This window comes from Candidatus Binataceae bacterium, assembly GCA_035508495.1.
Classification (GTDB): domain Bacteria; phylum Desulfobacterota; class Binatia; order Binatales; family Binataceae; genus JASHPB01.
In genome coordinates this window covers 1-13,557 of sequence record DATJMX010000025.1, presented here as the reverse complement: position 1 = coordinate 13,557, position 13,557 = coordinate 1, and the positions used below count along the sequence as shown (strand labels likewise).

Below are 13,557 nucleotides of genomic sequence, written 5' to 3'. Positions count from 1 at the left end.
ATTGTTCATGGCGCAGAAACCGGCAGTTCATGGTCTCGAGCGCGACCTCAGTGCCCGGACCGATCCCGAATCGCCCGAATTGCAAAACGGCGAAGAAAGCTCGATCGCCGCACACCTTTACGAAGATCACCTGCTGCTGAGGCGCGAAGTCCTTCGACTTCACGAGGAGGTCGAGCGCCTGCGCCGCGACCGCGAGGAACTCGAAGAAGAACTCGACGAAGTGCCCGGCCAATCCCGCGCGCTGCCGGTGCGGCTCGCGGCCTGGCTGCGCCGCAACCCGGTTACCGCGCTGATTCTGTTGATCATCGCGGCCGCCGCTTTTCCTGCCGGTCGGCGCGCGCTGGTCTATTTCAATTCCTACCAGACCACCGACGACGCGCAGGTCGATGCCCACATCGATCCGATAAGCCCGCGTATCAGCGGCACGGTGCTGCATGTTTACGTTGACGACAACCAGCGCGTGAAAGCGGGACAACTGCTCGCCGATATCGATCCGCGCGACTACCAGGTCGCCGTCGAGGAGGCGCGCGCCAACTACGATCAGGCAGGCGCGCAGATCGATATGTCGGCCAAGGACTACGAGACCGCCATCGAGCGCGTGAAGGCAGCGCGCGCCGCCGACACCAAGGCGCAGCGCGACGAGGGCCGCTACCAGGTGCTGTCGCACAACGGCGTCTCGTCGCTCGAGGAGTTCGATCAGGCATCGGCGACGGCAAAGGTCGACTCCGCGACGCTCGCCGCGGAGGCTGCCGCTGCGGAATCGGTCGAGAAAGTTCGCGCCGCGCGCGTAGCCGGTGCAGCCGCCGCCAAGGCAACGCTCGACCAGGCGCTGCTCAATCTCAGCTATACGAAGATCGTCGCGCCAGTCGATGGAATCGTCGGCAAACGCTCGGTCGAAGTGGGACAGCACGTCGATCCCGGCGAGGAGCTGCTCGCCATCGTCCGCAATGACGATTTGTGGGTGACTGCAAACTTCAAGGAGACGCAGCTCTCGCGGATGCGTCGCGGCGAGCCTGCGACAATCCATATCGACACCTTCGATCGCGATTTCACCGGCTCCGTCGAAAGCCTGTCGGGCGCGAGCGGTGAGAAGTACAGCCTCTTGCCGCCCGAAAACGCGACCGGCAACTACGTGAAAATCGTCCAGCGCATCCCGGTGCGGATTCGCCTCGATGGCCAGCAGGATATCGAACGCTTGCGGCCCGGGATGTCGGTCGAAGCCACGGTCTGGCTCAAATGAATGCCGCCCCAAAGAGCCATCCACCTGTACATCGCCACGCTCATCTGAAGCCGACCGCGGCGTGGCGCCCGCGTCACAATCGCTGGGTGATCGCGCTCTGCATCACGATCGCGACCTTCATGGAGGTGCTCGACACCAGTATCGCCAACGTCGCATTGCCGCATATCGCGGGCGGACTTGGCGCGACGCTCGACGAAAGCACCTGGGTGCTGACGTCGTATCTCGTCGCAAACGCGATCGTGCTGCCGATCAGCGCGTGGCTCTCGACCGTCTTCGGCCGCAAGCGCCTGTACATGGGATGCGTCGCGGTGTTCGCGCTGAGCTCGATGGTATGCGGGATGGCTTCGTCGCTGTGGATGCTGATCATATTTCGCGTCGCGCAGGGCGCGGGCGGCGGCGGTCTCGGCCCAAGCGAGCAGGGAATCCTGGCCGACACGTTCGCGCCCGAAGAACGCGGGATGGCGTTTGCGATCTACGGCATGGCGGTCATTCTGGCACCTGCGATCGGTCCCGCGCTCGGCGGCTGGATCACGGATCACTATTCATGGCGCTGGCTCTTCTTCATCAACCTGCCGGCCGGGATTCTGTCGTTGATTCTCACCTATCGCATGATCGAGGATCCGCCGTATCTCGTGCGCCAGCGCAAGATGGCGTGGCGGCGCGGCCTGAGTATCGATTTTACCGGGCTGGTGCTCGTGGCGACGTTTCTAGGTCCGCTGCAGATCATGCTCGATCGCGGCGAAGAGGCGAACTGGTTCTCGTCGCATCTCATTTTGATCCTCGCGATCGTCTGGATGGCGTCACTGGCGTTATTGATCATCTGGGAGACGAGCCATCGCCGACCGGTTGTTAACTTGCGCCTCTTTCGCAATCGCACCTTCGCGATCTCGACGCTCCTGATGTTCGTGCTCGGCTTCGTGCTCTACGGCAGTATCGTGCTGCTGCCGCAATACGTGCAGGTACTGCTCGGATGGAGCGCCGAGCGCGCGGGCATGGCGCTGTCGCCTGGAGGGTTCACGCTGATGCTGCTCATGCCGCTGGCGGGCGCGCTGGTGGCGCGCTTCGATGCGCGCTGGCTTATCGCGATCGGGTTTGCGACCTGTGTCGCAGCGCTCTATCACATGACGATCATTGATCCGCAAATCGACTACTACAATACGATGATGCTGCGGGTTTACATGGCAGTCGGCGTCGCATTTTTGTTCGTGCCGATCAACACAATGGCGTACACAGGCGTCGCCGCCGAGCATAACGACGACGTCTCGAGCATGATCAATCTGGCGCGCAACATCGGCGGCAGCGTCGGTATCGCACTCAGCTCGGCGGTGGTGACCGAGCGCGCGCAACTGCACCAGGCAAATCTCGTCGAGCACGCGACCAGCTACGACGGTCCGCTGCGCAGCTTCGCAATTAACGTAACGAGCCAGTTGCATCATCAGGGTCTCAGCGCGTCGCACGCTCTCGGCCAGACCTACGCGCGACTCTACCAGGGATTGCAGGCGCAGGCCGCGACGCTCGGGTACATCGATGCGTTCTATCTGATGGCGGTGCTGAGCGCGTGCATGATTCCGTTCGTCTTCCTGATGAAGCGCAACGAGCCGGGCCGCGGCATGGTGCTCGGCTAGATGTTGAGGTTGCAACTTCGATGACCGCAGTAAGCTTGATTCGCGATGCCGGCGCCAATGGCAGGCCGAACGAATTGCGCACGAAGCTCAGCAGGCTTGCGTTGTTCAAAGAACTGCGGCCGCACGAGCTCGACGCGCTCGCGGGCGAACTCGAATGGCAGGGGCTGCCGGGAGGATGGGTGCTGTTCCGCGAGGGCGAGCAGGACGATTCGCTGTTCGTAGTCGTTGCCGGGCGGCTCGGCGTCGTCACGGCGGACTCCGAAGGGCGCGAAACGATCATCAGTCACATCACTCCCGGCGAGACCGTGGGTGAAATGGCGCTTTTGTCCGGCTCGCCGCGCAGCGCCACCGTCGTCGCGATGCGCGACTCGGAGTTGCTGCGGCTCACCAAGCAGTCATTCGAGCTGCTCGCCGAGCGCCATCCCGCGATCATGCGCTTCATCACGCGCCTGCTCGTGCAGCGCCTCGAACGCACGTCGCATCGGACGGCCGCGACGGGCTCATGTTCGACGATCGCGATCGTTCCGCTGACCCGCGCGATCGATCCTGCCGAATTTGCGCGCGCGCTCGAAGGCGCGCTCGGCGAGCTCGGTACGCGCGTGATCGCCGTCGACCGCCGCGCGGCCGAGCGCGACACGGAATGGTTCACCGCGCTCGAAGAGGCGCACGACACTGTCCTCTACCAGGCCGATTACGATCCGTCGGAGTGGACACGGCTCTGCGTGCGCCAGGCCGATCGGATCCTGTTGCTCGCCGCGGCCGAACGCCCGCCCGAGTCGGAACCGCCAGCGCTCAGCGTGATGCCCGCGGCGGTGCGCGGCGAGCAAATCGAGATGGTGTTCATTCATGGTTCAGGAGCGCCGCGCACGCAGCGAATTGAGGAGATGCTCGCGCGCTTCAACGTAGGATTTCACTATCATGTGCGCGATAGGCGCCGCGCCGACATCGCGCGCGTGGCGCGGCTCATCTCGGGACGCGCGGTTGGCTTGGTGTTCTCAGGAGGCGGCGCGCGCGGCTTCGCTCATATCGGCGTGATGAAGGCCTTCAACGCCGCCGGGATTCCATTCGACATGACCGGCGGCACCAGCATGGGCTCGATGATCGCCGGTGCGGCGGCGCTCGAATGGGAACTTGACGAAACCGTCGATCATCTGAAGCGCGCCTTCGTGCTGACCAATCCTCTCAGCGACTACACGCTGCCACTCGTCGCCGTCGTGCGTGGGCGCAAGGTATCGCGCCTCCTGCGCGAGCATTTCGGCGATGCGCTTATCGAGGATTGCTGGCGTCCCTTCTTTTGCACTTCGTCGAATCTCACTTCGGGCCAGGCGAAGGTTCATCGGCTCGGTCCGCTGTGGCGCGCGGTGCGAGCCAGTATCGCGATCCCAGGCGTGCTGCCGCCTGTGATCGATAACAATCAGATCCTGATCGATGGCGGCGTAATGAACAATTTGCCCGTCGATGTTATGAGCGCGATGCGCCGTGGGCGCGTGGTCGGCGTCGATGTCGCCAGAGAGCACGTGCTGACAGCAGACGCCGACGACCTCGAAGGCCGTTCGTTATGGCAACTGCTGAGCGCCAAGCGCCGCGGCACGCCGAACATCATCGGCCTCTTGATGAGCGCCGGCATGGTGAACAGCGAAGCGCAGGTCAAGCTGCGCCGTCAGCAGGTCGATGTCCTGATCGAGCCGCGGCTCGGCAACATGGGCATGCTCGACTGGCATTCATGGGAGTCCGCGATCGAGCAGGGTTACCGCCAGACGATGGAAATCCTCGAGCACTCCCGCGACCGCTTGGTCGCCCCATCAGCTTAGTTCCTGGACGGCGGCGTTGAGGAAGCGGCTAAAGAGCGCACCGGTGGAATCGAGCGCAACGTCGTACAGCGACGCGGTGCGGCCGGGGACGAAGATCTGGTGGCCTTCGTCGAGCATCGCGTAGATCACGCACAGCATCAGCGCCTGATACGGCCGCCCCGCCATCGGCCCGCGGATGAGGAGCCAGAATAGGATGCAGTATTCAGTGAAATGTGCGGCCTTGCGAATCAGCGCGTGACCGATGTCGATCGCCGGGCCTGAGATGCCGGGGATAATCGCGCGCAGCAGCGGATCGATGATCTTGGCGGTATTGGCCGCCGAAAACGCTGAGGTGGACAGCGTGAAAATCACCAGCCCCCAAAGCGCAACGGGAATCCATTCGCGCAGCGCAGCTTCCTTGGAGATATCGGCGGTCATCACTGCAGTCGCGACAGCTTAACCGATTCGCAAGTGCGGCGAAACTATCCTCGACGCCGAGCATCAGATGCGACGAAGTCCTTTTTCATGAATTCGGCAACGTGCCACACTTGAGTCGAGCGATGCCAAGCTAAGCCGACTTCGACACCGCATCATCGATTGAGAGGCCTGTGCGATGGACCAGATACTGACAATCCAGAAGACCCATGCCGCGCCGCCATGCACGGTCGTGATTTTCGGCGCTTCGGGCGACCTCGCCAAGCGCAAGCTGATTCCGGCGCTGTACAATCTCGTCGCGTGCGGCCAGGGCCTGATGTCGCCGCAGAGCGCCGTGCTGGGTTTTGCGCGGCGCGAGATCTCGCTCGACGACTTCCGCAAGAGCGCGCGCGACTGGACCGATCGCTTCTCGCGTCTGAAGGTCGATGAAAAGTGCTGGCAGACTTTCTCCGAGGGACTTGACTACCTGTCGGGCCTCGACAAACCGGACGGCTTCACGCGGCTCAAGAGCAAGCTCGAGGAGATCGAGAAGGCGCGCAAGATTCCGCCCAATCGCATCTTCTATTTGTCGGTGCCGCCCGAAGCGATTATCGACAGCGTGCAGCGCCTCGAGGAAGCCGGGTTGCTGGTGGCGCCGGGCTCGCCGCACTTCGCGCGCATCGTGGTCGAAAAGCCGATCGGCCACGATCTCTCGAGCGCGCTCGAAATCAACCGCACCCTGCTGAAGCATCTCGACGAGTCACAGATCTTTCGCATCGATCATTACCTCGGCAAGGAGACGCTGCAGAACCTGCTGGTGCTGCGCTTCGGCAACAATATCTTCGAGCGCCTGTGGGGCTCGCGCAATGTCGATCACGTGCAGATAACGGTCGCCGAGGAGGAAGGTCTCGGCACGCGCGCGATGTACTACGACGGCGCCGGCGCGTTGCGCGACATGGTTCAGAATCACATCCTGCAAACGCTCTCGATGCTCGCGATGGAGCCGCCGGTTTCGCTCGACGCCAACGCGATCGAAGAATCGAAGCTCAACGTGCTGCGCGCCTTGAGGCCATTGCGCAGCGAGAACGTGCGCAGCAACACCGTACGCGCCCGCTACACCGCAGGCTCGGAGGAAGGCAAGCCGGTAGTCGGCTACATGGACGAGGAGGGCATCCCCGACAACTCGATGACCGAAACCTTCGTCGCGCTGAAGACCTACGTCGACAATTGGCGATGGTCGGGTGTGCCGTTCTATATCCGCACCGGCAAGCGATTGCCCAAGCGCGCGAGCTCGATCTTCGTACAGTTCAAGGACGTGCCGCAGATTCTCTTCAACCGCGATTCGACGCTGCCGGCGAACCTGCTGACGATTCGCATCCAGCCTGACGAAGGATTTTCGTTCGACGTAATGGCGAAGCAGCCGGGCCTCGACCTGTCGCTGCGGCCGGTGCGGATGAATCTCAGCTATGAAAATGCATTCGGCGGGGGCGTATCGCCTGACGCGTACGAGCGGCTCTTACTCGATGTGATGGACGGCGATCATACGCTGTTCCCGAGCGGCTCGTTCGTCGAGAAGTCCTGGGAGTTCGTCCAGGGTATCCTCGACGGATGGCAGGATCGCGGCCGCTCACCGATCCAGGATTATTCCGCTGGCACCTGGGGACCAGTCGCCGCCGAGAAACTAATCATCGCCGACGGCAAGATGTGGCACGAGCCTTAGGTCGATCCTTTTCAAACTCTCGGATGACTGAGCACCAACAAGGCACGAAGCCACAAAGTCCGAAACAGTTTTCGAAGAGGCGCGGCGCTGATGCCTTGGTGCATTTGTTTCCTGGTAGTGATTTTTTCTTCTGTCTTTGACTCTGAAACGACTCGATCGGCTCACGAAGTCAGACCGAAACGAGTCGCACGGCGCCTTCTTTCGGCTCAATATCGCGCCCGCCGCGACGGACCCAGACCTGGGTCAATTCAACTCCCAGGAGCAAGATGAGCGCCGAATAGTAAGTCCACATCAGGATCAGCGCGAGCGAGCCGGCGGCTCCGTAGGCGCTCGCCTTTCCAGCATGAGCGAGGTAAATCGCGAGCAGGAATTTCCCGACCACGAACAATATCGCGATGAAAAACCCTCCCACCCAGACGTCGCTCCAGCGCAACTCTACGTCGGACATCACTTTGAGAATTGCGGCAAAGATCAACGTGAACATCGCAAGGGACGTGAAAACCTCGCCCGCGTGCGCAGCTCCCGCAAAAGGCAGCATCTTGGCCAGGGCCGAAATCGCCGAACTCGCTGCCACCGAAATCATTGCCAAGACACCGGCGCCCACCAGGAGCAGGCCTGAGCGCACGCGCTTCATCGCGAAATTCCGGACGCCGGAGCCGACGGCCTTTACCTTCCAGGCCTTGTTGAGACACTGCTGAAGCTGCATCAGCACGCCAGTAGCCGAGAGAAGAAGCCCCACGATTCCAAGCGCCGTCGCGACTAACCCGCCTTTGCGGTTCTCAGCCACGTTGCTGACCATGGTCTGGATTTGCGCCGCCGCCTGGGCCCCCATGGCGCCGCTCAACCTCGCCTCGATCTGGCCGCTCGCCGCTTTGGGCCCGAGAACGAGTCCGGCAATGAAAATGACTATCAACAAGAGCGAGGGCAGCGCGAACAAAGTCGCATATGCCAACGCCGCCGCCATCGACGGACATTCATCCTGAGAGAAGTCGCGCATCACCTGCTGCAGGAACTCTTTTACGGTTGTCAGCATCGGAGTTACCTCGTGGAGCTGAGTGTAACCCGGTTTGTGCCGCGATTTGCACTAAAGTGATCGGCGAGATTTCTTACTCCTGGCGCTGCACCCGCACCGCTGATTGCCCCCGGAGGCCGAACAGCCGCGTCTCCGGCGTGCGGCTTCCGCCATGGCCTCCAGCCGCAGTCGAGGCTATTTTCAGGAGCTCGATCGGTGTCGCTACTCGCCGAAGCCGAGGCGCTTGGCGATGATTTGCTTCATCACTTCATTGGTGCCGGCGTAGATCGGCATCGCGCGCACGTCCATGTAGTCGCGGCAGATCTCGAACTCGCGCATGAAGCCATAGCCGCCGTGGAGCTGCACGCATTCGTACGCGATCTGATTCGCCTTCTCGCTGATCCACCACTTCGCCATCGAGACTTCGGTCGTGATGTCTTCTTTGCCCTCGATGAAGGTATCGACGAGGCGATCGATGAAGGAGCGGCCGATTCTAACTTCGGTCGCCATCTCGGCGAGCTTGAATGAGTTGTGCTGAAACGCCGCGATCGGTTTGTTGAACGCTTTGCGCGTCTGCGTGTATGCGATCGTCTTCTCGAGCATCCACTCGGAATACGCCTGGCATCCGATCGCGACGATGAGCCGCTCGCGCTGCAGGTTCTGCATCAGGTACTTGAAGCCCGCGCCCTCCTGGCCGAGCAGGTTCGATACGGGCACGCGGCAATCCTCGAAGAAGAGTTCCGCCGTGTCCTGGCCATGCAGGCCCATCTTGTCGAGCTGGCGATGCTTGATGAACCCGGGCGTACCGTTTTCGATCACTAGCAGGCTGACACCACTATGACGCGGCCCCGCCTGCGACTGCGGCGTGGTCCGCACCGCCATCAGGATCAGATCGCAGTTCATGCCATTGGTGATGAATATCTTCTGACCATTGACGACGTAATGATCGCCGTCGCGGACCGCGCTAGTGCGGATTCCCGCGACATCGGAACCGGCGTCGGGTTCGGTCATGCCGATCGCCGCGATGAACTCACCGCTGACGCATCCGGGAAGCCAGCGCTGCTTCTGCTCCTCGGAGCCGAAGCGCTCGAAATATGGCGCAACGATATCGGTATGGACCGCGGCGCCTTCGGAGAGGCCCGTCGATCCCGAGCGGACCATTTCTTCACGCAAGATGGCGCTGTAGCCGAAATCCGCGCCGCTGCCACCGTACTTGGGATCAGCCCACGGGCAGAGAAATCCCAGGCGGCCCATCTCAAGCCACGCCTCGCGCGGAACCTTGCGCGCGTCTTCCCATTTGAGCGCGTGCGGCGCGATATGCCGCTGGATATGCGAGCGCAGCGATTCGCGGAACGTGCGATGCTCGGGCGTAATGTATCGCGGCTCCATTACTTCGCGAACTCCACCGTTGCGGTGCCGGTCACGAGGCGCTCGGCGTCTTCATTCTCGACCCACACGTCGATCTCCGCCGTGCGATCGGCGGCGTTGGTGTTGGTCACAAAGCCGTGAATCATGATCGTGCGATCGGGCTGTACCGGCACGCGGTACGTGGTGCCGATTCGCGACAGGCGCGCGCCACCATCGGCGCCGATCCAGTCGGTGACGAGCTTGGTCAAAAGTCCGAGGCTCATGTTGCCGGGCAGGATGATCCCCGGGAGCCCCTCCTTCTTGGCCGCTTCTTCGTCGGTGAAGCGCCCGGCGATATCGCCGAAACCCATGATCTTCGCGTACGCGCGGACCTGGTCCTTGCTCACGTGCAGTTCGAGCGGGCCGAGAGTGTCGCCGACATTGATTTCCTGGAAGCTCTTCACGTTTTTTTGATTCCCGCAGCGAATTCCGTCAGGGACGGTTCATGAAGCGATGGTCGATATGCGCGACGACCTCGCCCTTCTGGTTGGTGAGCGTCGATCGGATCACGACGAACACCATCGTGCCCGTGCGTCCGGTCTTGTCGTAGATTTCCTTGACCGCCGAGCTCAGCACGATCTTGTCGCCCGCGTGAATCGGCGCCACGAACTCGACGTCCTTGCCCGCGTCGAAGCCGCGCTTGCCGAAGCGCGGAATATGCTGAAAGAAGTTGCGTCCGTTGCGGAACGTGACCGCGAACGACGGCGGCGCGATCAGCGATCCATACGGTCCCTTCTTCGCCGCTTCCTCATCGGTGAAGAGCGGATTGGTCTCGCCGACCGCGGCGCAGTATTCCGCAATCCGATGAGGTTTGACCTCGACCGGATCGGTGGTCTCAAACACCTTGTTGATTATTGCTGGATCGTAATCGACCATTTGTTATCTCGTCTCTACCGCGACGGCGTGCGGCACGGTCTTGCGCCGCGGACGGAAGTCGGCCGGTTCGTAGTTGCCGGATTTGAGCTCGCGCACGAGGTCATCGATCGTCTTGATATCAGCGGTGAAGCGCGTTGCGCAAAGGCCGATCAGGCTGACGAGATGGCTGTCGGAGCCGCCCGTTGCAGCATAGCCGAACTTCGCGATGAGCTCCTCGCTGCGCTCGTCCTCGCCCTTGCGCGAGCCGCCGTTAAGCGCCTCGACCGCGACGACGTTCTCCAGCGCAGGCTTTGCCTGGTAATGCTCATACAGTCCGATATTCGGCCGCCCCGGATGACACGGGACCACGATCCCGCCCATCTTCGCGACTTCGTCGATCACAGTCTGCGCATCGAGCCGGATATTGGCGAAATCAAAGCGCGCCAGAATGTCGTCATTCACGCCGAAGACGAGCATGTGACCGTAGTTGGTCTCGACTTCCGACGCACGCAGCACCATCAGTCCGAACTTGTCCTCGAGCGGACGATACTCGCCTTCGCGGTTGTACTGCCGATGCTCGGTCAGCACGATTCCATCGAGCGGCCGTTCGGCGTGACGCAGCTTGATCCAGTTGAGATAGGCCTCTACCGGCGCGCGGCTGTCTTCCGAAGCTTCGCTATGGGTATGCAGATCAAGGATTGTGCTCAGGGCGGTTATCCTCACCTCGCCGGGCGAAATTTCGCGAGCGTCACCTCGGGCGTGACATCCTCGTATACGACCTCGACGGGCATCCCTATTTTAACCGTATCCGGTTGGCAGTCGACAAGGTTGGTGAGCATTTTCACGCCCTCGTCGAGCTCGACATAGGCGAGCACATACGGCAGCGCCTCGCGAAATCCGGGCGTCGGATTCTGATGCGTCACGCTGAAGGTGTACACCTTGCCGCTGCCCTTGCACTTGACCCATTCGGGGTTGGGCGAGAGGCAATCGGGGCATTCGGCGCGCGGATGAAAAAACTGATGGCCGCAGGCGCGGCATTTCTGGATGTACAATTCGTGCCGCTGCAACGCCTCCCAGTAGGGGCGGCTTTCCTCGTCGATCTGCGGCAGGGGCTTTGTGTATTTCTTCTGCTGTTCAGCCATTGTCGATGCTCCTGCCTATTCCGTTCCGAGTACGAGCGTTGCGCCCGAGTGACGCGTGCCGAGCGCGCCGCCGGTGCCGTGGCATAGCGCGGTCTTGCAGTCCTTCACCTGGCGCGCACCGCATTCGCCGCGGAGCTGCCTGGTCGCCTCGATGAGCAGGAACATCCCGCGCATCATCGGATGACACGACGAGAGCCCGCCACCGTCGGTGTTGAGCGGCAGCTCACCATCGAAGCGGAGCCGCCCGCCCTGCACGAACGCGCCACCCTCGCCGCGCTTGCAGAAGCCCAGATTCTCGAGCTGCGTCAGGACGGTGATCGTGAACGAGTCGTAGATCATCGCCATGTCGATGTCTTTGTGCGTCACGCCGGCGCGCTCGAAGGCGAGCTTGCCGGATTGATACGCCGCGAGCTCGAGGAAATCGCGATGACCGGCGGAAGTGTGCCGCGCTGTCTCGCCCGCTCCAAGCAGGTACACGGGCTTCTTCTTCATGCTGCGCGCGCGCTCCTCCGATGTGACCAGCACGCAGCCGCCGCCGTCGCTGATGATGCAACAATCGAGCAGATGCAGCGGGGTCGCGATGTAACGCGACTTCAGCACGTCATCGATCGTGATCGGCTCGCGATACTTGGCGGCCGGGTTCATCGACGCATGCAGCCGCATCGTGACCGCGATTTCGGCGAGCTGCTCGGGCGTTGTGCCGTAGTCGTGCATGTGGCGCTGCGCGATCATCGCGTACGCGTTGACGGTCGTAACGCCAAACGGCACTTCATATTGATCGCATGGATCCGCACCGCCCGCGCCCATGCCGCCTGCCGGTCGCGAGGCGACCGTCGAGCCGAACACGACAGCGCATACGTTGCATAATCCCGCGTTTACCGCGGCCGCCGCGTGCGCGACGTGGAACAGGAACGACGCGCCACCCACGCTCGTCGAATCAATATAGTTCGGCTGCAGGTTCAAATAGTCGCAGAGCGAGATGATGCCCATGCCGCCTGCCATCCCGCTCGACGCGATTCCATCGACGTCCTTGATTGTCAGGCCCGCGTCGTCGAGCGCGCCGCGCAGACTCTCGGCGGCGATCTGAAATGCGGTCTTGTCCGGAGCAAATCGCGCGGGATGCTCATACGCGCCGACGATTGCGGTTTTATGTTTGAGGCTCATGAAGCTGCTTCCTACTTAAGACCATCGACGAATTGCTGGACGGCGGCGTTGAATTGCGCCGGCTGCTCGCGAGTCGAGTAATGGCCCGCGTCAGCGATGACTTCGAGTTTCGCGCCCTTAATCCTCGAGACAATCAACTCCGCGTCATCGACAGTGGTACCCTGGTCGTCTTTGCCGGCGAGGACCAAAGCCGGCTGGTCGATTTTCGCAATGGCCTCACGCAGATCGACCTTCGAGCAGGCAACGATGTCGCCGTAGCGCACGCGCGGATCGGTTTTGATCTGCTCCATCCATCCTTCGCGGACGACGTCGAAGTTGTCCTTGATCGTTTTAGGCGAGTAGCCGTCCGTGTTAAACGCCTGCGTCGTGCGGCCCATCGAGACCGCCCGCAGCGCATCGATTCGTTCCTGGGTGACATTGAACTTCGCCGCGGTCGAGCTGAGCACGAGCGCATCGACGCGTGCGGGATGACGCAGCGCGAACTCCATCGCGATCGCCCCGCCCATCGAATGGCCGAGAATCACGGCGGACTTTATTTTCAACGTGTCGAGCCAGGCGGCGATGAAATCGGCGTAATCACCGACCGTCGTCAGACCTTCGACGCCGCTCGAGCGGCCATGACCCGGCAAGTCGAGGGCGACCGGACTGTGCTTCTCGCCAAGCGCCTCGACCTGGCGATGAAAGGTGTGGCCGTTGGAACCGGCGCCATGAATCAGCGCGATCGTGCGGCCGCGCGAGAAATCAGGAATGACGTCGGGCAGCGTGGTTTTGCCGCGATAATAAATCTGTGTCGCATAGCCTTTGACTTGGACGTACTTGGTCGGCATCGGCGCAAACTCTCCGCCAGGGATTCTTCGGCTTAGCTATTAGGATGACGGCGCGCTTGTCAAACCTGCGCCGGCGCGGGCGATTCGTCGAGCGCGACTTCAAAGCCGGTGCTGGCATCGGTCATCAGGCCCGCCGCGAAGAGCATCCGGGCGATCATCATGAACGGCGCCGCGTACCAGTACTTGCGCATCACGAGTGCGAGCGCGTGCTGACGCTCGGGACCGTCGTCGAGGCGGCGGGCGGTGCCGCTGAAAGTCGCGTCGCCGATCGCGACTGAGATTTTCGGCGTCTGCGTCACGTTCTTCACCCAGTTGCGGCTGCGATTCGCCGTCGGCAGCAGCAGCTTGGGCCCCTCGACGA

General features: G+C 62.1%; 14 protein-coding genes. 4 read left to right on the top strand and 10 right to left on the bottom strand.

Features of this window, described 5'->3' with window-relative positions; all coding sequences use genetic code 11:
• The first annotated feature begins 7 nt into the window (after window positions 1-7).
• Genes VMA09_08645 through VMA09_08635 form a run of 3 tightly spaced genes read left to right on the top strand, consistent with a single transcriptional unit; the run spans window position 8 to window position 4,676 of the window.
• On the top strand, window positions 8-1,240 hold the full coding sequence (locus VMA09_08645; GenBank protein ID HUA33661.1) for an HlyD family secretion protein: 1,233 nt from the start codon (window positions 8-10) through the stop codon (window positions 1,238-1,240).
• Window positions 1,237-2,865, top strand: a complete 1,629-nt coding sequence (locus VMA09_08640; protein HUA33660.1) for a DHA2 family efflux MFS transporter permease subunit — start codon at window positions 1,237-1,239, stop codon at window positions 2,863-2,865. Before VMA09_08645 ends, VMA09_08640 begins: the two co-directional genes overlap by 4 nt.
• Before the next feature lie 20 nt (window positions 2,866-2,885).
• On the top strand, window positions 2,886-4,676 hold the full coding sequence (locus tag VMA09_08635; protein HUA33659.1) for a patatin-like phospholipase family protein: 1,791 nt from the start codon (window positions 2,886-2,888) through the stop codon (window positions 4,674-4,676).
• Here VMA09_08635 and VMA09_08630 read toward each other — a convergent pair.
• Window positions 4,668-5,093: a VanZ family protein gene (locus VMA09_08630; GenBank protein ID HUA33658.1), complete on the bottom strand. Its 426-nt coding sequence runs from the start codon at window positions 5,091-5,093 to the stop codon at window positions 4,668-4,670. The genes VMA09_08635 and VMA09_08630 overlap by 9 nt on opposite strands.
• Window positions 5,094-5,268: 175 nt before the next feature.
• Between VMA09_08630 and zwf the strand changes: the two genes are divergently transcribed.
• Window positions 5,269-6,789, top strand: coding sequence for a glucose-6-phosphate dehydrogenase (gene zwf, locus VMA09_08625; protein ID HUA33657.1), 1,521 nt, complete (start codon window positions 5,269-5,271; stop codon window positions 6,787-6,789).
• A gap of 169 nt (window positions 6,790-6,958) precedes the next feature.
• Here the strand turns inward: zwf and VMA09_08620 are convergent, their stop codons facing one another.
• From VMA09_08620 to VMA09_08580, 9 genes are all read right to left on the bottom strand, one after another.
• The gene (locus VMA09_08620; protein ID HUA33656.1) at window positions 6,959-7,822 is read right to left on the bottom strand and encodes a YihY/virulence factor BrkB family protein; all 864 of its coding nucleotides are present in this window, start codon (window positions 7,820-7,822) and stop codon (window positions 6,959-6,961) included.
• A 201-nt stretch (window positions 7,823-8,023) separates the two neighbouring features.
• Window positions 8,024-9,190: an acyl-CoA dehydrogenase family protein gene (locus VMA09_08615; GenBank protein ID HUA33655.1), complete on the bottom strand. Its 1,167-nt coding sequence runs from the start codon at window positions 9,188-9,190 to the stop codon at window positions 8,024-8,026.
• Complete coding sequence (locus VMA09_08610) at window positions 9,190-9,612, bottom strand: MaoC/PaaZ C-terminal domain-containing protein (protein HUA33654.1); 423 nt, start codon at window positions 9,610-9,612, stop codon at window positions 9,190-9,192. The genes VMA09_08615 and VMA09_08610 overlap by 1 nt, the downstream gene beginning before the upstream one ends.
• A 28-nt stretch (window positions 9,613-9,640) precedes the next feature.
• Entirely contained in the window at window positions 9,641-10,084 is a 444-nt protein-coding gene (locus VMA09_08605) for a MaoC family dehydratase N-terminal domain-containing protein (GenBank protein ID HUA33653.1), read from the bottom strand.
• Between the two features lie 3 nt (window positions 10,085-10,087).
• Window positions 10,088-10,786: a PHP-associated domain-containing protein gene (locus VMA09_08600; GenBank protein ID HUA33652.1), complete on the bottom strand. Its 699-nt coding sequence runs from the start codon at window positions 10,784-10,786 to the stop codon at window positions 10,088-10,090.
• On the bottom strand, window positions 10,783-11,205 hold the full coding sequence (locus tag VMA09_08595; protein HUA33651.1) for a Zn-ribbon domain-containing OB-fold protein: 423 nt from the start codon (window positions 11,203-11,205) through the stop codon (window positions 10,783-10,785). Before VMA09_08595 ends, VMA09_08600 begins: the two co-directional genes overlap by 4 nt.
• Window positions 11,206-11,220: 15 nt before the next feature.
• Complete coding sequence (locus tag VMA09_08590) at window positions 11,221-12,369, bottom strand: hypothetical protein (GenBank protein ID HUA33650.1); 1,149 nt, start codon at window positions 12,367-12,369, stop codon at window positions 11,221-11,223.
• Window positions 12,370-12,380: 11 nt separating this feature from the next.
• Complete coding sequence (locus VMA09_08585) at window positions 12,381-13,196, bottom strand: alpha/beta fold hydrolase (GenBank protein HUA33649.1); 816 nt, start codon at window positions 13,194-13,196, stop codon at window positions 12,381-12,383.
• A 59-nt stretch (window positions 13,197-13,255) separates the two neighbouring features.
• Window positions 13,256-13,557 (bottom strand): nitroreductase/quinone reductase family protein (locus VMA09_08580; protein ID HUA33648.1); only part of this gene is annotated, 302 nt, incomplete at its 5' end.